At 66.4% G+C, this 18,352-nt stretch carries 15 protein-coding genes; 14 read left to right on the top strand and 1 reads right to left on the bottom strand.

Annotation, left to right across the window (positions count from 1 at the left end):
• The first annotated feature begins 41 nt into the window (after positions 1–41).
• Genes HZ992_RS12590 through HZ992_RS12550 form a run of 9 tightly spaced genes read left to right on the top strand, consistent with a single transcriptional unit; the run spans position 42 to position 8,655 of the window.
• The gene (locus HZ992_RS12590) at positions 42–1,085 is read left to right on the top strand and encodes a TRAP transporter substrate-binding protein (RefSeq protein ID WP_209386963.1); all 1,044 of its coding nucleotides are present in this window, start codon (positions 42–44) and stop codon (positions 1,083–1,085) included.
• Positions 1,086–1,111: 26 nt separating this feature from the next.
• Positions 1,112–1,645, top strand: coding sequence for a TRAP transporter small permease (locus HZ992_RS12585; protein WP_209386962.1), 534 nt, complete (start codon positions 1,112–1,114; stop codon positions 1,643–1,645).
• Positions 1,642–2,970 carry a TRAP transporter large permease gene (locus tag HZ992_RS12580; protein WP_371816814.1) on the top strand — a complete coding sequence of 443 codons (1,329 nt, stop codon included), beginning with the start codon at positions 1,642–1,644 and terminating at the stop codon, positions 2,968–2,970. Before HZ992_RS12585 ends, HZ992_RS12580 begins: the two co-directional genes overlap by 4 nt.
• A 40-nt stretch (positions 2,971–3,010) precedes the next feature.
• The gene (hpaD, locus tag HZ992_RS12575) at positions 3,011–3,937 is read left to right on the top strand and encodes a 3,4-dihydroxyphenylacetate 2,3-dioxygenase (protein ID WP_209386961.1); all 927 of its coding nucleotides are present in this window, start codon (positions 3,011–3,013) and stop codon (positions 3,935–3,937) included.
• Positions 3,938–3,951: 14 nt separating this feature from the next.
• Complete coding sequence (locus tag HZ992_RS12570; RefSeq protein WP_209386960.1) at positions 3,952–4,359, top strand: 5-carboxymethyl-2-hydroxymuconate isomerase; 408 nt, start codon at positions 3,952–3,954, stop codon at positions 4,357–4,359.
• A 2-nt stretch (positions 4,360–4,361) separates the two neighbouring features.
• Positions 4,362–5,165: a 2-oxo-hept-4-ene-1,7-dioate hydratase gene (hpaH, locus tag HZ992_RS12565; protein ID WP_209386959.1), complete on the top strand. Its 804-nt coding sequence runs from the start codon at positions 4,362–4,364 to the stop codon at positions 5,163–5,165.
• 16 nt (positions 5,166–5,181) lie between these two features.
• Positions 5,182–6,651: an NAD-dependent succinate-semialdehyde dehydrogenase gene (locus tag HZ992_RS12560; protein ID WP_209386958.1), complete on the top strand. Its 1,470-nt coding sequence runs from the start codon at positions 5,182–5,184 to the stop codon at positions 6,649–6,651.
• Between the two features lie 22 nt (positions 6,652–6,673).
• Entirely contained in the window at positions 6,674–7,495 is an 822-nt protein-coding gene (gene hpaI, locus HZ992_RS12555; RefSeq protein WP_209386957.1) for a 4-hydroxy-2-oxoheptanedioate aldolase, read from the top strand.
• A gap of 56 nt (positions 7,496–7,551) precedes the next feature.
• Entirely contained in the window at positions 7,552–8,655 is a 1,104-nt protein-coding gene (locus HZ992_RS12550; RefSeq protein WP_209386956.1) for an ABC transporter substrate-binding protein, read from the top strand.
• A gap of 406 nt (positions 8,656–9,061) precedes the next feature.
• On the opposite strand, the gene HZ992_RS12545 is transcribed toward HZ992_RS12550, so the two are convergent.
• Positions 9,062–10,288, bottom strand: a complete 1,227-nt coding sequence (locus tag HZ992_RS12545; RefSeq protein WP_209386955.1) for an ABC transporter substrate-binding protein — start codon at positions 10,286–10,288, stop codon at positions 9,062–9,064.
• 215 nt (positions 10,289–10,503) lie between these two features.
• On the opposite strand from HZ992_RS12545, the gene HZ992_RS12540 reads away from it, so the two are divergent.
• The 5 genes from HZ992_RS12540 (at position 10,504) to HZ992_RS12525 (ending at position 18,338) form a co-directional block, all read left to right on the top strand.
• Positions 10,504–10,971 carry a hypothetical protein gene (locus tag HZ992_RS12540; protein WP_209386954.1) on the top strand — a complete coding sequence of 156 codons (468 nt, stop codon included), beginning with the start codon at positions 10,504–10,506 and terminating at the stop codon, positions 10,969–10,971.
• A gap of 550 nt (positions 10,972–11,521) precedes the next feature.
• Positions 11,522–13,063: a hypothetical protein gene (locus HZ992_RS12535; protein WP_209386953.1), complete on the top strand. Its 1,542-nt coding sequence runs from the start codon at positions 11,522–11,524 to the stop codon at positions 13,061–13,063.
• Positions 13,060–14,427 carry a chitinase gene (locus tag HZ992_RS26040; protein WP_209386952.1) on the top strand — a complete coding sequence of 456 codons (1,368 nt, stop codon included), beginning with the start codon at positions 13,060–13,062 and terminating at the stop codon, positions 14,425–14,427. The genes HZ992_RS12535 and HZ992_RS26040 overlap by 4 nt, the downstream gene beginning before the upstream one ends.
• Before the next feature lie 51 nt (positions 14,428–14,478).
• Positions 14,479–16,032, top strand: a complete 1,554-nt coding sequence (locus tag HZ992_RS25745; protein ID WP_245213449.1) for a glycosyltransferase family 39 protein — start codon at positions 14,479–14,481, stop codon at positions 16,030–16,032.
• Complete coding sequence (locus tag HZ992_RS12525; RefSeq protein ID WP_371816826.1) at positions 15,996–18,338, top strand: patatin-like phospholipase family protein; 2,343 nt, start codon at positions 15,996–15,998, stop codon at positions 18,336–18,338. Before HZ992_RS25745 ends, HZ992_RS12525 begins: the two co-directional genes overlap by 37 nt.
• The last annotated feature ends 14 nt before the right edge of the window (positions 18,339–18,352 follow it).

The raw sequence follows: 18,352 nt of genomic DNA, 5'->3' as shown, positions 1-18,352 counted from the left end.
ATGTACAGCATTTTCCCAGTCCTACGAAACCGGAGACAAGCATGTTCACAAAGCTGATTACCCTAGCGCTTCCGATTGCGCTCGCCATGTCCGCCGTTCCTCGACACGCGGATGCGCAGACTGTGACCCTGAAGTTCGCGCACTTCTTGCCTTCGACTTCAAACTTCCAGAGGACCGTGGCGGAGCCCTGGTGCGCCGACATCGAGAAGGACTCCGGCGGCCGGCTCAAGTGCCAGCTGTACCCGTCGCTACAGCTGGGCGGTACCCCGCCGCAACTCGCCGACCAGGTCAAGAGCGGTGTTGCTGACATTGTCTGGACATCGCCCAGCTACAACACTGGTCGCTTTCCGCGCACTGAGGCGCTGGAGCTGCCGTTCACGTTGCCGCCTGATTCGCTGAGGGGTTCGAAGGCGATGTGGGCCTACACGCAGCAGTTCGGCATGGAGGACTTCAAGGATTACAAGCTGCTGGCCCTCTTCTCTGCTTCCAACGTCATCATCAGCACGGCGAGCAAGCCTGTTCTCGACTTGGCGCAAATCAAGGGTCTGAAGCTTCGCAGCCCTACGCGCTTCTCGGCATCGCTCCTCACGGCGCTCGGCGCGACTCCCGTGAGCATGCCACCCGCCCAGGTGACCGAAGGCATCTCGAAGGGCGTGATCGATGGTGTGCTGGCTCCCTGGGAACTGCTGCCGGCAGTCAAGATCGACGAGGTGACGCGCTACCACATGGAAGGTGCCCCCGGTCAACCTGGCTTCGCTCAATCCCCACTGTCGATCCTGATGAACAAGGCGCGCTACGACAGCCTGCCTACTGACCTCAAGGCGGTGATCGACAAACATAGCGGCGCCGCACTGGTGGAGCGGGCAGCTCGCAGCTGGGACGGCGCGAACGCCGAAGCGCGCAAGAAGGCACTCGCTCAGGGCAACAAAGTCCTCGTGATCAAGGACGACGACTACAACGCCATCAAGGCGGCATCGGCCACTGTGGTGACCGACTGGATCAAGCAGGCTGACGAAAAGGGCCTTGGCGGCGTCAAGTTGGTTGAGGCTGCCAGGGCGCTGGCTGCCAAGAGCACTGCGAAGTAGTCGACCAGAAATCAAAGGATCGCCCGATGGCTGAAATCATGCCCCCGCAGGTCGACGCAGAGCAGTCTTCGCTGGCGGTGCCAAGTCTTCTCCAAAACATCATGGTTGGCTGGGGTCTCTTAGGTGGGGTCATTTTTGTAGTCATCGTGGTCATGTCCATCGTGTCCATCGTCGGTCGCAAACTGTTTGGTGCACCCATTACAGGGGACGTCGAACTCCTCATGATGGGTGCGGCTGTCGGCTCGGCAGCATTCCTGCCCCTGTGCGAGTGGGAGGATCACCACATCAAGGTAGATGCACTCACGGGTTGGATGAGCACGAAAAAGCGGGCTGGCCTCGACGCCATCGCGCATCTTCTGCTCTGTGCCATGGCATCGCTGATCGCTTGGAGATCCACGCTCTATGCGATTGAGGCACGCGAGAACGCGGAGATGTCAACCTTGCTTCTTGTGCCTCAATGGTTGCCCATTTCTTTCCTGGTTCCTAGCTTCGCGCTTCTGGCCGTCGCCGCCTACTGCCGAGCAGGCAACGCGATCCGTATTGCATGGAGTGATCGATGATGAGCGGAATGGCTATCGGCCTTAGCGTATTCGGAGGCCTTCTATTACTGCTGGCTCTTCGAATCCACGTCGGTGTTGCGATGTTCATCGCGGGTGCGGTGGCTTACCTCGTGATGAATGCCGGCGATGTCAACACGCTCCTGTTCACGCTCAATCACCTCGCCTGGTCACGCCTCTCCAACTACGACCTTGCCGTGATCCCGCTGTTCATGCTGATGGGTCAGTTCGCTACTCACGGTGGACTGTCCAAGGCGCTGTTCCGCTTCGCTGGTGCCTTTCTCGGCCACTTCCGTGGTGGATTGGCTATGGCGGCAACAGGAGCCTGCGCTGGTTTTGGCGCCATATGCGGCAGTTCACTGGCCACCGCTGCGACCATGGGGCAGGTGGCGCTACCTGAGCTTCAAAAGCGAGGCTATTCAGGAAGACTGGCCACAGGCACGCTTGCGGCTGCCGGCACCCTGGGGATCCTGATCCCGCCATCGGTGCCACTCGTCATCTACGCCGTACTGACTCAGGAATCCATCGGCAAGTTGTTTGTTGCCGCCGTCATTCCGGGTCTCATTGCAATGACCGGCTACATGTTGGTGATCCGACTCATCGTGGGTCTTGACCCACAGGCTGGCCCCGCGGCAGAGAGACAGGGATGGACAGAGCGAGTGCGCGCCACCACATCCGTGATCCCCGTCGTGGCCGTATTCGCAGTTGTCATCGTGGGCATCTATGGCGGCTGGGCGAATCCGACTGAGGCGGCGTCAATTGGTGCAGCAGCCTGTGGCTTCTTGGCCGTGTTCCGCGGAGGTATGCGGTGGTCGGGTATCCGAACCAGCCTTGTCGGAACGGCTCATGCCTCGGCAATGATCTTCATGGTGCTACTTGGTGCCGACCTCTTGAACTCCGGACTTGCGTTGACCCAGATGCCGACGGAACTCGCGCAATGGGTCAAGGGTAGCGGACTGCCGCCGTTGCTGGTACTCGTCGCCATCCTGCTTGTGTACGTCCTTTTGGGCTGCGTCATGGATTCACTGGCCATGATTCTGCTCACGATCCCGATCTTCTATCCCATGGTGATGGGCTTGGACTTCTGGGGAATGACGGTGGCCGACAAGTCTATTTGGTTCGGCATTCTGGCCCTGATGGTGGTCGAAATCGGCCTGGTTCATCCACCAGTAGGGATGAATCTCTTCATCATTCAGAAACTCTCGAAGAATGTGCCGTACATCGAAACAGCCAAAGGCGTCATGCCCTTCCTTGCATCTGACTTTGCGCGGATCGGATTGCTGATTGCCTTCCCGTCCCTATCGCTTTGGCTTGTGCATCGAATCTGAATCGCGCAGATCGGCTTTTGGCCGTACCACTGGAACCACAATGGGAAAACTAGCACTCGTTGCGAAGATCACGCACGTGCCCTCCATCATCCTCTCGGAGCAGGAGGGACCTCGCAAGGGCACGCGCAAGGCCGCCATCGCGGGCCTACGCGAGATTTCCCGCCGCTGCCGCGAGGCAGGCGTCGATACCTTGGTCGTCTTCGACACGCACTGGCTCGTCAACTCGAGCTATCACGTAAATTGCGCGCCGCATTACAAGGGCATCTACACCAGTAACGAGCTTCCGCACTTCATCAAGAACATGCCATTCGAGTGCGATGGCAATCCGGTTCTTGGCCACCAATTGGCAAGGATGGCAAGCGCAATGGGTGTGGATACGCTGGCGCACGACGACACGTCGCTGGAGCCGGAGTACGGAACCTTGGTTCCATTGCGCTACATGAACGAAGACCTGCACTTCAAGGTCGTTTCAGTCTCGGCGCTGTGCACATCACACTACCTTAGCGACAGCGCACGCTTGGGATGGGCCATGCGAAAGGCGGTCGAAGAGCTATACGAAGGCAACGTCGCCTTCCTGGCCAGCGGGTCATTCAGCCACCGCTTTGCCCAAAATGGCCAGGCCCAGGAGTTCGCCTTCAAGTTCTGGAACCCACTCTTGGAAGAGCTTGACAAGACGGTCTTGCGCATGTGGGAGGAGGCTCGTTGGTCGGAGTTCTGCGCCATGCTGCCCGAGTACGCGACCAAGGGGCATGGAGAGGGCTTCATGCATGACACCGCCATGATGCTGGGGGCCTTGGGCTGGTCCGAGTACACCGGTGCGGCAGAAGTGATCACACCGCTCTTCGGTTCCACAGGAACCGGACAGGCCATTGTGGTGCTTCCGGTCATGCCGCTGAGTGGCCAAGATGTTCCAGCGGCTAGCTCTCAGTCGGCCACGGGTCTCCATCGCTTCCCATCGCGACTCTGACCGAGAGCCCCGCCATGCCACATATGGTTGTGCTGTACAGCCCCAATCTTGATCCAGTGGCTGACATCGGAAAGCTTTGCCGCAGCCTGGCTGATGAAATGCTGACGATTCGCGATGAGCGCGGACAGCAGGTGCTGCCCGCGGGCGGAGTGCGCGTTCTCGCATATGCGGCCGATCATGCGGCCATCGCCGATGGTGAAGGTGACTATGCGTTTGTCTATCTGAACTTGCGCCTCGGCCGAGGCCGTAGCGCAGACGTTAAGCGCCGCATTGGCGAACAACTGGCCGAAGTGGCACGGCGCCACTTTGAGCCGCTGATGGGTCGACAACCGACTGGTGTGACGCTGCAGATCGACGAAGGTCAAGAGGTCTTCGATCACAAGTACAGCACCTTGCACCCCCTCTTTGCAGATAGGAAATGAACATGCTTACGCAACAAGCGGTCGAGGGACATGCCCGAGAACTCTTCGAAGCTCGCAAGACCCGCCAGCAGATCCGCCATCTTTCGCGTCTGCATCCGGAGATGACGGTCGAGGACGGCTATGCCATCCAACGCGCATGGCTGGCTTTGGAGCTGGCGCAAGGGCGGCGCGTCATGGGTCGGAAGATCGGCCTGACGTCCCGCGCCATGCAGCAGGCCAGTCAGATCACCGAGCCCGACTATGCCCCGTTGATGGATGACATGTTCTTCGACAACGGCAGCGACATCCCGTTCGATCGCTTCATCGCCCCGCGCATCGAGGTCGAGCTGGCGTTTGTCCTGAACCGTAACCTGAAGGGGCCGGGCGTCACACTGTTCGATGTGTTGGAGGCGACGGACTACGTGTGCCCGGCCATCGAGATCATCGATGCGCGCATCGAGCAGTTCGATCGCGAGACGCGCGCACCCCGCAAGGTCTTCGACACCATCAGTGACTTCGCGGCCAATGCAGGCATCGTTCTAGGTGGGCGGCCCGTGCGCCCGATGGATCTTGACCTGCGTTGGGTAGGGGCCTTGCTTCACAAGAACGGCGTCATCGAGGAGACCGGCGTGGCCGCCGGTGTCCTCAATCATCCGGCCACGGGCGTGGCCTGGCTGGCCAACAGGATCGCCCCATTCAACGAAGAGCTGCTCGCGGGTCAGGTCATCCTGTCGGGGTCGTTTACTCGGCCGACTACAGCGCAGCGCGGTGACAACTTGCACGCCGACTTCGGTCCGCTGGGTAGTGTGTCGTTCCGAATGGTCTGAAAAGGATGAATTGACAATGACGCACAACATCGCAGGCCTGAAGGATTCCAGCCTGCTGAAGACACAGGCGCTTGTCGGCGGTCATTGGCTGGACGCAAACGATGGCAGATCGACGCCCGTCTTGGACCCGGCCGACGGCAGCGAGATCGCCCGCGTCCCGAACATGGGTGTTGCAGAGACTCGGCGGGCCATCCTCGCAGCTCAGCAGGCCTTGACGGACTGGCGTACTCGTACCGCTGACGAGCGTTCCCGTGTGCTGCGACGCTGGTACGACCTGATGATCGAGAGCGTGGATGACCTTGCGCTTCTGATTACTCGAGAGCAAGGCAAACCTCTCGCAGAGGCGCGTGCCGAAATCGCCTACTCGGCGGCGTACATCGAGTGGTACGCCGAGGAGGCGCGCCGCATCAACGGAGAGGTGTTGGCGTCGCCATGGCGTGATCGGCGAATCGTGGTGACGCGTGAGCCAGTGGGCGTCTGTGCCGCGATCACGCCCTGGAACTTTCCTTCGGCCATGCTGGCACGAAAGGCTGCGCCTGCGCTCGCTGCTGGCTGCACGATGATCGTCAAACCTGCGCCTCAGACGCCGCTGTCGGCCCTCGCTTTGGCCGTGCTGGGCGAGCGAGCAGGGCTACCGCCAGGTGTTCTGAGTGTTGTCACAGGCGATGCTTTGGAAATTGGCGGTGAACTCACTGCAAACCCGGTCGTGCGCAAGCTCAGCTTCACCGGATCTACCCAAGTCGGTCGTGTTCTTTCGGCCCAGTGCGCGCCCACGTTGAAGAAGCTTTCGATGGAGCTGGGCGGCAACGCGCCGGTCATTGTCTTCGACGATGCGGACCTGGACGTCGCTGTAGAGGGCGTGCTGGCCGCCAAGTTCCGCAATGCCGGTCAGGCATGTGTCGCCGCCAACCGCATTCTGGTTCAGGCGGGGGTGTTCGACGTCTTTGCAGAGCGGCTCGCTGAGGCGGTTGGCAAGCTTGTGGTCGGCCGAGGCACGGATCCCGGCGTCGCAGTCGGACCCCTGATTGATCGCAATGCGCTGGCCAAGGTCGAGCACCTGCTGGCCGACGCACGCGCACAAGGCGCGCGTGTGCTGACCGGTGGAAGGCCTCACGAACTGGGGGGCACCTTCTTCCAGCCGACGGTCGTGGCAGGCGCCAATACTTCCATGCGAATGGCGCACGAGGAGATCTTTGGTCCCCTGGCGCCACTCTATCGATTCGAGACCGAAGACGAGGCCGTTGCACTGGCGAACGACACCGAGGCTGGGTTGGCGGCCTATTTCTTCTCGCGCGACTTGCGGCGTTGCTGGCGCGTCGGGGAACGGCTGGCGACCGGCATGGTGGGCGTGAACACCGGTGCCATCAGTACGGCCGTGGCGCCCTTCGGTGGCGTGAAGCAGTCCGGCCAGGGACGCGAAGGCTCCAGTCACGGCATTGCCGACTATCTCGACCTGAAGTACTGGTGCCTTGGCGCCATTGCATGAACAACCGGAGATGGAGCCCAGCATGCAGATGCCTGAGAACAGATTCAAACGTGCGCTTATCGAGAAGCGCGCGCAACTTGGCCTGTGGGTCGGCTTGGCAGACCCCTACGTCGCGGAGCTCCTTGCCTGTGTCGGCTACGACTGGCTGCTGATCGACGGTGAACACGCCCCGAACGACCTACGCTCAATGCTCGGCCAACTGCAGGCAGTCGCGCCCTACGGGTCGAGTCCCGTGGTGCGGCCGCCGCATGACGATCCCGCGCTCATCAAGCAGTGGCTGGACATTGGTGCCCAGTCGCTCTTGATTCCGATGGTCGATACCGCCGAACAAGCTGCCGGATGTGTCGCTTCTACTCGGTATCCGCCCCATGGTATTCGCGGAGTTGGCAGCGCACTGGCGCGCTCATCCCGATGGAATCAAATCGACGACTATCTTCATTGTGCCGACGATCAGATGTGCGTACTGGTGCAGGCCGAGACGACACGCGCCCTGGCCAACGTGGGCGAGATTGCCGCTGTTGACGGTGTGGATGGCGTGTTCTTCGGTCCCGCGGACCTGTCGGCATCCATGGGCCTGATGGGTCAACCTGCGCATCCGAAAGTGCAGCGCGCCATCGTCGATGGCATCGCCTCTGTCGTCAATGCGGGCAAGGCTGCGGGCGTACTCGCCGTGGATCCAGCTGTCGCCCGCACCTACCTGGATGCTGGTGCAACCTTTGTGGCTGTGGGTGTCGATACCAGTCTGTTGGTCCAGGCAGCACGCGCCAAGCTTCAGGGTGTTCGTACGCAACCTGCTTCCCAAGAGGCTTCCCGCGGGACCGGCCCGAGTTCGCAGGCTTATTGACCGTGAAGCGCCCGGCAATGTCAGCGAACGCGGGGGGGGCTCGCAGGGCAGTGGCGGTGGCGGCACTGGCTCTGCCATTCCTGAGGCTGCAGGCCCAGACATCGACGTCGCCCGTCATCGTTGGTCAGGTCGGCCCATTTACCGGCATTCCAGTTCCAGATGCGCGGCAGCTTGGTCTAGGGATCTCGGCGGCCTTGGCGGACGCCAATGCCAGCGGTGGCATCCACGGGCGCCCCTTGAATCTCGTGTCGTTTGACGATGGCTACACGCCGGATGGGTTTGTGGCCGCTCTCAGCGAAGTTCGCAAGCGCAAGATCGCCGCGATCCTTGCGCCGGTGGGCTCGCCAGCGATCAAGCGGACCCTCGATGAGCGCTTGCTGGACGCAGGCGACCTCTTGATTCTCAACGCCATCCCTGGCGCGGAGGCATTGCGCAATCCGGGCCACCGCATGCTGTTTCATGTGCGTGCGGGTGACCGCAAGCAAATCGAGCGAATTCTCGCGCATGCGCACACGCTGGGGGTTACACGCTTGGGCGTGCTGCATCAGGACATCCCGATGGGCGAGTCAGGGTGGGCCATCTGCCGGGAGGCCGCCGCCAAATTGCCGGGGATGCAACTCCAGGGCGCACAGTCCACGACGGGTGCCGCTGCATTGGCCGCCGCGGTCGGCCGACTGTCTGTGGGCACCATCCAGGCCGTCCTCATCGTCGGCAGCCCGCCCTTTTCGGGCCTTGGTGTCGCCGTGCTTCGAGCGGCCGGGTTCTCCGCCTTTGTCTACGCTATGTCCTACGTTACGCCCGAAGGGCTGATCAAAGCGGCTGGCAAAGCAGCGCACGGCGTGATGATTGCCCAGACGTTTCCGAACGCGGCGGGCGAACGCACGCCACTGCAGCGGCAGTTCCAGTCGTCCATGGCCAAGGTCAACAAGTCTGGTGAAGCCCTCTCGCAGTTTCACTTCGAGGGCTATGTAACGGCCCGCCTCTTCATTGAGGCCGCGCTGCGAGCGCGCGACACCAGCGCGAGCGGGCTCGCCGCCGCACTTCAAGCGCTGGGGCGGTTTGACTTGGGCGGCATGCACTTCGACTTCCGATCGTCCAATGCTGGTGGTGCATTCGTGGACTTTTCGGTGCTCGATCATCGCGGCCGCTTGACCTTCTGATCGGGCACCTCGGTCATCGCCTGTCGTTCACCAGTGGTTTGCCCACTCGGTGCCTGCCTTCATGCGCGAGCCGCAAGCCTGAGTTCTTCGGCCGACTTTGCCGCTTGGGTCATCGAGTCGTACGACCAAAGCCGCAGCAATGCCAGGAACTGACCCTGTAACCTTTTCAGTACCGATCAGAAGTGGGAACTTCCGGCTCCTCGGATGTCGCCGATACGGCCTACAGGCCCAAGCGCTCAATGCGCGCCTGCCGTCCGGTGTCACAGCTACGCTGGCTGGCACAGCTGATGAGGCCGCAGGAGAGGCCACGTCGAGCGCCACCCAGCACCGCCAGGATGTCGTCGGACCCGATGTCGTCATCCTGTCTCTTTGGTGCTGCCGGCCAGCGGCGGGGCTGTCGTCGGGCTTAGGGGCTCGCGGCTGCGGGAGCGTCCTTGCGGCGCACCTGGGCGGACAGCCTGGCGTCGTCCTGGTACTGGTAGGCGATCTGTCCGTTGCGCCACACCCCGAGCCAGATCATGTTCAGGCTGAAGGCGTCGTGTTCCTGCACCGAGAACGGCTTCGCATAGGTCGTGACCGCGCCCTGGTACGGACGCTGCAGGTTCTCGAGCGTCGCCTTGAGGGCCGGGCCGCTGGTGTTGCCGTGGTTCTGGAACAGCGCGCGCAGTATCAGGTGCACCGAGTCATAGGCCTGAGCGGCGGCCATCAGCGACCCGATGCGGCCTTCGGTGGTGTGCCGTCGGTAGCTCGCGAGGAAGGAGGCGCGGCGTTCGTTCGCGGTGTCCTGGATGATCGACTGCGTCATCATCTTGCCCTCCAGCGCGGTGGCACCGGCGCGCTCGAGAACGCTGCGGAACGACAGCGGCCAGGTCGCGAAGTACGGTGCGTTCCACTTCATCGCCTGGAGGCTGCGCACGGTCGCAGCGTGCTCCGGCCCGACGGTCCAGACCACGAGGGCCTCCGCGCCCGCCGCGCGCGCGAGGCGCAACTCGTCCGACTGGTCCTGGACGCCGAGCGGGAAGCGACCCACGTGGACCGGCTGCAGCCCGCGCCTGGCCAGTTCGGCGCCGAGGTCCTTGACGCCCCCGTCGCCGTAGCCGGTGCGGTCCGCGAGGATGGCCACCTTGGTGAGCTTGCGCCGGTCGACGACCTCCTTGACGAGGAAGGTCGCGTTCAGGTGGTCGGGCGGCGCGATGCGGAAGATGTAGCTCTCCGCTGGCGCGTACATGCGCGTCACCGCCGTGCCCTGCGCGCAGGGCACGAGCAGCAGGTGTCGGTTCTGCTGGAAGACCTCCAGCGACTTCATCGCCACGCCGGTGTTGCAGAAGCCGATCGTGAAGTCGACCTTCTCCTGCAGCACCAGGTTCTCGGACACCTTGCGGCCTTGATCGGGATCGCCCATGTCGTCGCGGATCACCAGCTCGAGCGGCCGGCCCATGTAGCCGGCCAGTTCGTTGATCTCCTTGACCGCCAGTTCGGTGCCGTTGCGCACGCTGGTGCCGAAGTCGGCCGATCCGCCGGTGAGCGGTGCGATCAGGCCGATGCGGATCGGCTGTGTTGCCGACGCTGCCGGCATCGCGCCCAGACTGATCCAGGCGCCCAACAGGAACACGTGCCATCGACAGGAATTCATGACCTCTTCCGCTGGTCTCGATGGCCGCAAGGTAGGCGCGGTGGCGTTTGACCGGCGTTGCGCCCGGCCGCTGCCGTTGGTGCGACGCCGCTCAAACGCCCGATGCGAACCATGCGGCGCTGTTCGACACCGCCACCGACCGGAGGACCCGACGACCATGCTCCCATCGCATCCACACGCCCCAACCGAGCGCCTTGCGGCGCGGGGCTGACGCCATGGCCCCCGACAAGGCGCCGGCTCGTCGGCGCAGTTCGCCGCTGTGGCGCTGGATCCAGCGCATCCGCAGTCCCTTCCTGCCGGCCCGCCTGCGCAGCCTGAGTTCTCACGAGTGGCGCGAGATCTGCGTCGGGCTCACGCGCTGGCTCGACCGGCATCCGCGGTCGCGCGAGCTGTGGCCGCACCTCGAGTGGCTCGAGCAGTGTGCGCTGCCGAAAGGCCTGCGCGGCCTGACGCGGGCCGAGCCGCATCGGCTCGCGGCGGCCGAGCGGGAGCTGGCCGCGGCGCTGACGCCGACGACGCCGGCGGGCCCCTGGCTGCTGCACGAGGTCATCGAGATGGTGCTGGACTGGATGTCGAGTGGCCTCTTCGGGCGCCTGGCCAGACCGCGAAAGCGCGCCTTGGTCGATCCGCATGGGCGCAAGCGGGACGTGCCGACCCTGCGCGACCCGGTCCGCAGGACCTGACCTTCGCTTACATCCGCAGGGCGCCGACGACAACCATGACACCACGACCCTGCGTCCCGTCGGTAGCCTTCGGCGGTTTCTCGACCACCTCGCGACAACCCGACGAATCGCCATGACCGAACCTTCCGTACCCTTCCACGCCACCCATCGCCCCGGCACCGCGACGCGTCATCCGAGCGACGCGGCGCGACTTGTTTGCCTCGTGGCCGCAGCTGTCGCCGGGGCTCTGGCGGGGTGCGGCGGCGGGTCGCAGAACGGCGGGGCGCTCGTCGCGGCACCGAGCGCTTCGGTTCCGACCGCGGTTGTGCCCACGCCGGCGCCGGTGTCGACACCCACGACTCCACCAACACCAACACCAACACCAACACCAACACCAACACCAACACCAACACCAACACCGGCACCGGCACCGGCACCGGCACCGGCACCGGCACCGGCACCGGCACCGGCACCAGCACCAGCACCAGCACCAGCGCCAGCACCAGCACCAGCACCAGCACCAGCACCAGCACCAGCACCAGCGCCCGCACCGGCACCGGCACCGGCACCGGTGCCGGCACCGGCCACGACGACGGCAACGTACTATCTCAGCGGCGCCGACCTGGTCCAGGACGGACACGGTCGCATCACGCTCAGCCTTCTTGCCGATGGCCGGCTGCGCGTCAGCGCTCGAATCAACAGCACCGACGAGTCGCGCAGCTACCGCCTCACGCTGCGCGCCGATGGCGCGGCGGCCGAGTGGCTGTCCCTCGACATCGGCGGTGCGCTCGGTGTCGGCGAGGCGACACTGGCCAACCCGCCGCAGCGCTTCGAGGACTTGCTGCGCACCCCGCAGACCGCGGTCGTGCTCGAGCAAAGCGGCCGCGAGAAGATGCGAGGCGCGGTCGGCGGCGTTGCCGTGGCGCTGATCGACGACCTGACGATCGACGGTTTTCTGGCGTACATCCAGCGCCATGACGTGCGCGACGTGAAGCGCCTGATGTCCGCGCTGCCGCCGGCGATGCGGTCGAACCACACGCTGGTGGGACGCTCGGGCGGTCTCCAGGCCACCAGCGTGGAGGCGCCGCGCATCGTGTCCTTCGGCGCCGATGGCCGCTTGCTGGCCGCCTTCCAGTCGGACGTCGGTCCGCGGCGCGAGACCGTCGAACTCGCCGAACTGCGGGCCGACGGCACCTGGAAGTTCGCGGAGATCGAGGTGCCCACGCGCCGCGTCGCGAGCGAGGTCTGCACAAGCTGCCATGGGCGCCAGCCGCGGCCGGTCTGGTCGGCCTACAACCAGTGGCCGGGTGTCTTCGGTGCCGACGGCGACAAGCTGACCGACGCCGAGGTGGTGACGCTGACGCGGCTGCGCGCGACGCAGCGCGACTCGGACCGCTTCCACGTGCTGCCGATTCGTCCGGTGCGCAACGGCGACACCTTCCACATCGCGCACCGCGACTACACCTTCGCCAATTTCAATGCGACCGGGGAGATCGTTCGTGCGGTGACCGAGGGGGCCTGGCTGCGCATCCGCCAGGCGCCACGCGCCGCCGACCTCCGCCTCGGCTTCTTCCTGAACCGCTGCGACGACGCCCTGCGGCAAGAGACGAACCCGCGCTGGGCGCGTTTCAAGTCGGCCATGGTGGCGGCGGGGCAGCCGCAGCAGACCGACACCGTGGCCATCCTGCGCGCGATGGGCATCGCCAATCCGGTCGAGGAACTGCAGATCGGCAAGACCGCGCCCAACCTGACCGCGGCCGACGGCCTCGGCTACAACCAGGCAGCGTCCGGCTTGACGACGTTCATCGAGTTCCTGCTGCTCGACGACTGGATCGCCGACGAGCCCGAGCTCGGCCGGCGCCTGGCCGCCCTGGCCGACGTGGGCCGCGGCTACGTCAACGGCGTGTACACCGGCTACGGCCTGGGCATGGCCAACCTCGAAGAGGCGCGGCGCTTCCGCATGCTGCACAACTACGGTCTGCACGGTGAAGACCTGCAGCGCTCGCGCGAGAAGCACACCGCGCCGAACTACTTCGATGGCCTGTGGCGCATGGAACAAGGCCTTCTGACGCCGGCGCGCGACGCGATCTGCAGCCACCTGCAGGGGCGATGAGCATGCTCGCACGCGAACGGATCGCGCGTGCCGCCATCGCGGCGGCCGGGGACAGCGGTGCGTGGCTGCGACGGCTGTCGCTCGTGGCGGCGGTGGGCGTCGCGGCCTGCGGTGGCGGCGGGTCGGATCGCGTGACGGGCAACGCCGCCGCACCGCCGCCGGTGACTGCGGCACCGGTGCCCGCGCCGGCGCCGACGCCCGCACAGAGCCCGGCACCCGCACCGACACCGACGCCGGCGCCGGCCCCTGTGCCCGACGCGGCGCTGCCCGCCGGTGGCTACGCCTTCCTGCGCCAGGTCAACGATGAGCACTGGAACTGGATGTTCCCGCTGCGATCGGGGCGCGTGAATCCGGAAGGCGATGCGCGCAACCGGCCGCCGATCGCCCAGGCCGACGGAAGTACCGACGTGTTCACGCTGGCCGCCTTCAAGCAGGCCGTGCTCGCGTACAACCGGTGGGCACAGTCCACCGGCCGGCCGCAGTTCCTCAACGAGGGTTCGCTCAAGCAGCAGGGCGAGGAGTTCCTGCTGTTCCTCGCCAAGTCGGCGCGCGAGACCTCGGGCTCGTGGAGCGGCGCGCCGGCGCCGTGGATCGTGCCTTACATGAGCGGCCGCGGCGAGACGACGCAGGTCTGGAAGGGCGCGCTGTACTGGGTCGAGGAGGTCGGCTACAGCACGAACCCGGACGGCACCAGCGCAGCGGTGAACTACGTGGTGCCGAACCACCCGACCTGGCCGGCCGCACCGGGCCGCTCCTACTACGGGCGCGGGATGATCCAGCTGTCCTGGAACTACAACTACGGCGCCTTCTCGGCCTGGCTGTTCGACAACGCCATCCTGCCTGACGTGGTCACGCGGCGCGACCTGCTGCTGTGGCGGCCGGACCTGGTGGCCACGAACGGCACGCTGTCGATCCTGTCGGGCATCTGGTTTTGGATGACGGCGCAAGGCAACAAGCCGGCCTCGCACGACGTGGCGCTCGGCCGTGCCCCGGCGCCCGGCGTAGCCGGTGGCGTGCCGGCGCTGCCCGCCCTGCGCAGCGGCTTCACGGTCAACGGCCTGTCCGTGCCGCCCTCCGCATCGGGCGACACCACGGACCTCGAGGTGTTTGCCTACCGGCTCGGCACCATCGTCAACATCGTCAACGGCGGCATCGAGTGCAACGGGGCCGCGGCCTACCACGCCGGGCCGCCGCAGCGGGCCTCGTACTACAACGCCTTCGCGATGTACTTCAACGACCGCATCCCCGACCTGCACGCCAACCGGCTGCCGCTGGCCACCGGCATCTGGGACGCCCAAATTGGCGCCGCATCGGGCTCGCAGGTGCAGAGCGCGACCTGCTTCAACCAGCGCTCGTACGGCTGACCCGCTCGCCCGGCAACGGGAGTCAAACGCCGGCCTTCCTAAGCTGCGTCGATGACGATCGGACCCGTGTCGAGTTCCGCCGCCGCGCTTGCGCCGGCCCGCCGCCGGCCGTGGGTCGTGCGCCGGCCCGAACGGTACTGGCTCGCGGGGCACCTGGTGGTCTGGGCGGCGGTCGCCTGTGCACTGCGCAGCAACCTGGACATGCCCGGCGAGATGCTCGAGGCCTACGTTTGGGGCGAGGCCTGGCAGGCCGGCTACTTCAAGCACCCGCCGCTGATGGCGTGGCTGGCCGGCGCCTGGTTCGCGGTGATGCCGCGCTCGGACGCGAGTTATGCCCTGCTCGCCGCCGCGACAGTCACGGTCGGGCTGGCCGGCCTGCACGCACTGTGGTGCGACCTGTTGACCCCGTGCTGGCGCGCCCACACGGCGGTGGCGACTCTGGTGCTGCCGACCGTGACCGTCATGGCCCTGCGCTTCAACGCAAACGCGGTGCTGCTCGCGGTGTGGCCCTGGGTCGCGCGGTTCTTCCTGCGCTACATGGACCGGGGACGCTGGCGCGACGGCCTCGGGCTGGCCGCCGCCGCGGCGCTGGCGCTGCTGGGCAAGTACTTCTCTGCGGTGCTGTTGTGCGCCCTGCTGGTCGCCGCGTGCGCGCACCCGCCGTGGCGGCGCGTGCTGCTGAGCCCGCGCACGGCGGTCTGCGCAGGCGTCGGGGCGGCGCTGCTGACGCCGCACGTGGCCTGGCTCCTGCGCTCGGGCTTCGGGCCGGTGATCTACGCGGCCCAGGCGACAGCGGGCTGGTCGGGCCATGCGCTCGCCTGCGCGATTCGCTTCATGCTGTCACAGGCGGCGCTGGCGCTGCCGGCGGCGGCCCTTCTGGCTTGGTGTGCCCGCGGCAGCGTCGTGCGACGCGAGGCCTTGCTGGACGTGCTGCGGCCGCGCTCGGACCCACTGTGGTGGGTGCTGGTCGGACCGGTCGCGATCGCCGCTGCGATGACCGCCGTGCTCGGCGCGCGCACCGCCACGGTGTTGGCGCTGGCCATGCCGCCGCTGGTAGCGCTGTTCGTCGCGGTGCGCCTTCAGCAGCACAGCCTGGCGTCGCCGGTCGAGCGGCCCACGGGCCGAGTGCTGGCGGCAGTCTGGGCGTGCGCGCCGGCGCTGGCCGGGGCCGCGTGGCAGGTGATGGCCAGCCACGGCCAGCATGCCGTGGCCGACCCGCGGGCCGAACTCGCCGAAGCAGTCGAACGGGAATGGCAGCGGCGCTACCGGATGCCGCTGCACTGGGTGGGCGGCTCCGAGGCGCATGCCGCGGCGGTGGCCTTCTATGGCGCCTCGCGTGCCACCTACTGGAGCCTGGCCGACACCGCACGACGCTCGCCCTGGGTGGACCCGCGCCGCGTCGACCTGGACGGTGGCGTACTCGTCTGCACTCTCGACGATATGCACTGCCAAGTGCGCGCGCGCGCGTGGTCCGAGCTGTCGATGCCGCTGACAGTCAACAAGCAGGCCCGCGGCCATGTGTTCGCGTCGGTGACCTACCTGACCTACTGGCGGCCCCCGCTGACGATATGCCGATCGCCGCACCGGCCCGGCCCGGGTTCGTGAGGCGCGCGCTACTCGGGGCGGCGACGCTGCGCGTGCTGTTGGGCGTCGCCGTCGCCGGGTTGCTCTGCGCGCAGCCTATGCGCGCCGCAGCGGCGGACGTGCTCGAGGAGCCGGAGCCGGCGCCGCGCGTCGTCGTGGTGCTGGCCGGCGGCGGCGCCAAGGGATTCGCGCACCTCGCGGTCTTGCGCCGGCTCGAACGCAACCGCGTACCGATCCACCGCATCGTCGGGACCAGCATGGGCGCGGTCGTCGGCGGCCTGTACGCGAGCGGCCTGTCGGTCGACGAGATCGAGGGTGTGATCGGCAACCTCGACCCGACGCGCGTGGCGCTCGACCAGATCGATCGCAATGAACTGCCGGCCGCGCAGCGCAGCTACCAGAGCCAGTACCCGATCGGGCTGGAGCTCGGCATCAACGAACATGGCCAGCTCGGCTTCGCGCGCGGGGCGAGTGACGGACAGCGCTTCCTGGACCTACTGCAGCGCCTGACGGCGAACGTGCCGTCGGGCGCTTCTTTCGATGCACTGCGGATCCCGTTCCGCGCCGTGGCCACGCGCTACCGCGACGGCGAGCCGAAAGTCTTCGACCGCGGCGACCTGCACCTTGCGATCCGCGCGAGCATGGCCGCTCCGGGCGTCTTCGCGCCGGCGCTGGTGGAGGGCGAGACCTACGTCGATGGCGGGCTGGTGGCGAACCTGCCTGTCGAAGTTGCCCTTGCCGAAGGCGCCGACGTGGTAGTGGCGTCTTACCTCGCGCAGCCCGAGGCTGTGCAAGCCGACCCCGCGAACGCGCTGACCGCGGTGAGTGGGATGATCGACATCCTGATTCGCCAGAACGAGCGGCGCAGTCTGGCCGCCCTGCGGCCGCAGGACATCCTCGTGCGCAGCCACCTGCCCGGCGTGGACTTCGCCGACTTCGGCAAGGCGGCACAGGTAGTCGCAATGGGCGAGCGGGCCGTGCAGGCGCAGGATGCGCGTTTCGCCGCGCTGGCCGTGCGCGTGGCCGTGTCGGCTCCGCCCGCGCGACGACCAGCGCAGGGCCATACGGCCGCCTACGACCCGCGCAAGCGGGTCGTCGCGCAGGTGCGAGTGCAGGGCCAGCGCCAGGTCCCGGCGGAGGAGGTGCTGCGCCGATTCGCCGACCTGGTGGGCAGACCGTTCGACGCCGGCCAGGTCGGCGCGCGGGTGGACGCGCTGTACGCCGAGGGCCTGTTCGAGCGCGTGCACTACTCGCTGCAGCCACTGCAGGAAGGGCGCCATGCGCTCATCCTGATCGTCGAGGAGAAGCCCTACGGCCCGCACTTCCTGCGGCCCCTCCTATCGCTTTATTCGGACCGCGACGCGAACCACCTGTACTCGCTCGGCCTCGGCTACCGGCGCCGTTTCCTCACCGCTTCGGGGCTCGAAATGCGCGCGCAGCTGCGCGTGGGCACGCCGACCGAGGTGTCGGCCCAGCTGATACACCCGGTGTGGAACGGTTGGCGGCTGGGCGCGGACCTCGGTGCGCGGCACCTGCACGAGCCGGCCTACCGCTCACCGGAGCCGGTGAAGCTCGCCTACAGCGTCGTCTCGACGCGCAGTATCGGGGCTGACATCGAATACGAGTGGGAGCGGCATGCGCTGGTGCGCGCCGCGATCGTCAGGCGCGCGGTCTCCGAGCGGCTGGACACCGCGCTGCTCGTCAGCATCGCGTCCGACGGCGGGGCGCTGCAGTTCGGCGAAATTCCGGCCATCCGCTACCGCTTCAACGCGCTGCGGCTGCAATTCGACAGCGACCTGCTCGACTCGGTGACCTTTCCGACCGAAGGCCATGCCGTCCACGTGGACCTCGAGCAGGGCGTGGGCGGCGCACGCTACGTACGGCGCGAAGTCAATGTTCGCTGGGCGGCACGCAGCGGGCCGCACGTGGTCAACCTGGGCCTGAACGCGGGCCGCATTGACGCACCCGGTTGCGATCTGAGCAACTGCCTGGCGGCGCGTTCACTGAACCTCGGCGGCTTCCAGGCCATGGGCGCGTTCAGCGCGGGCCAGTTGTCGGGCGATCGCCTTGCCCACGTGCAGTTGACCTACATGCGGCGCCTGCAGGAGGGTGGCTTGCTGCGCCAGCCGGTCTACATGGGATGGGTCGCGGAGTTCGGCGATGCCTGGGATTCGGCCGCCGCGTCGCGCCCGACGCTGCGCAGCAGCCTGACCGCCTTCGTGGGCATCGACAGCCGGATCGGCGAGTTCTACATCGGCGCCGCGCGCGGCAGGCAGGGCAACGACAATGTGTTCATGCAGCTGGGGCGTCGATTCGAGATCTGGTGATGCCGCGCTCGGTG

Source organism: Rhizobacter sp. AJA081-3, assembly GCF_017795745.1.
Taxonomy (GTDB): Bacteria; Pseudomonadota; Gammaproteobacteria; order Burkholderiales; family Burkholderiaceae_C; genus Piscinibacter.
This window is presented reverse-complemented; position numbering and strand designations above follow the sequence as displayed.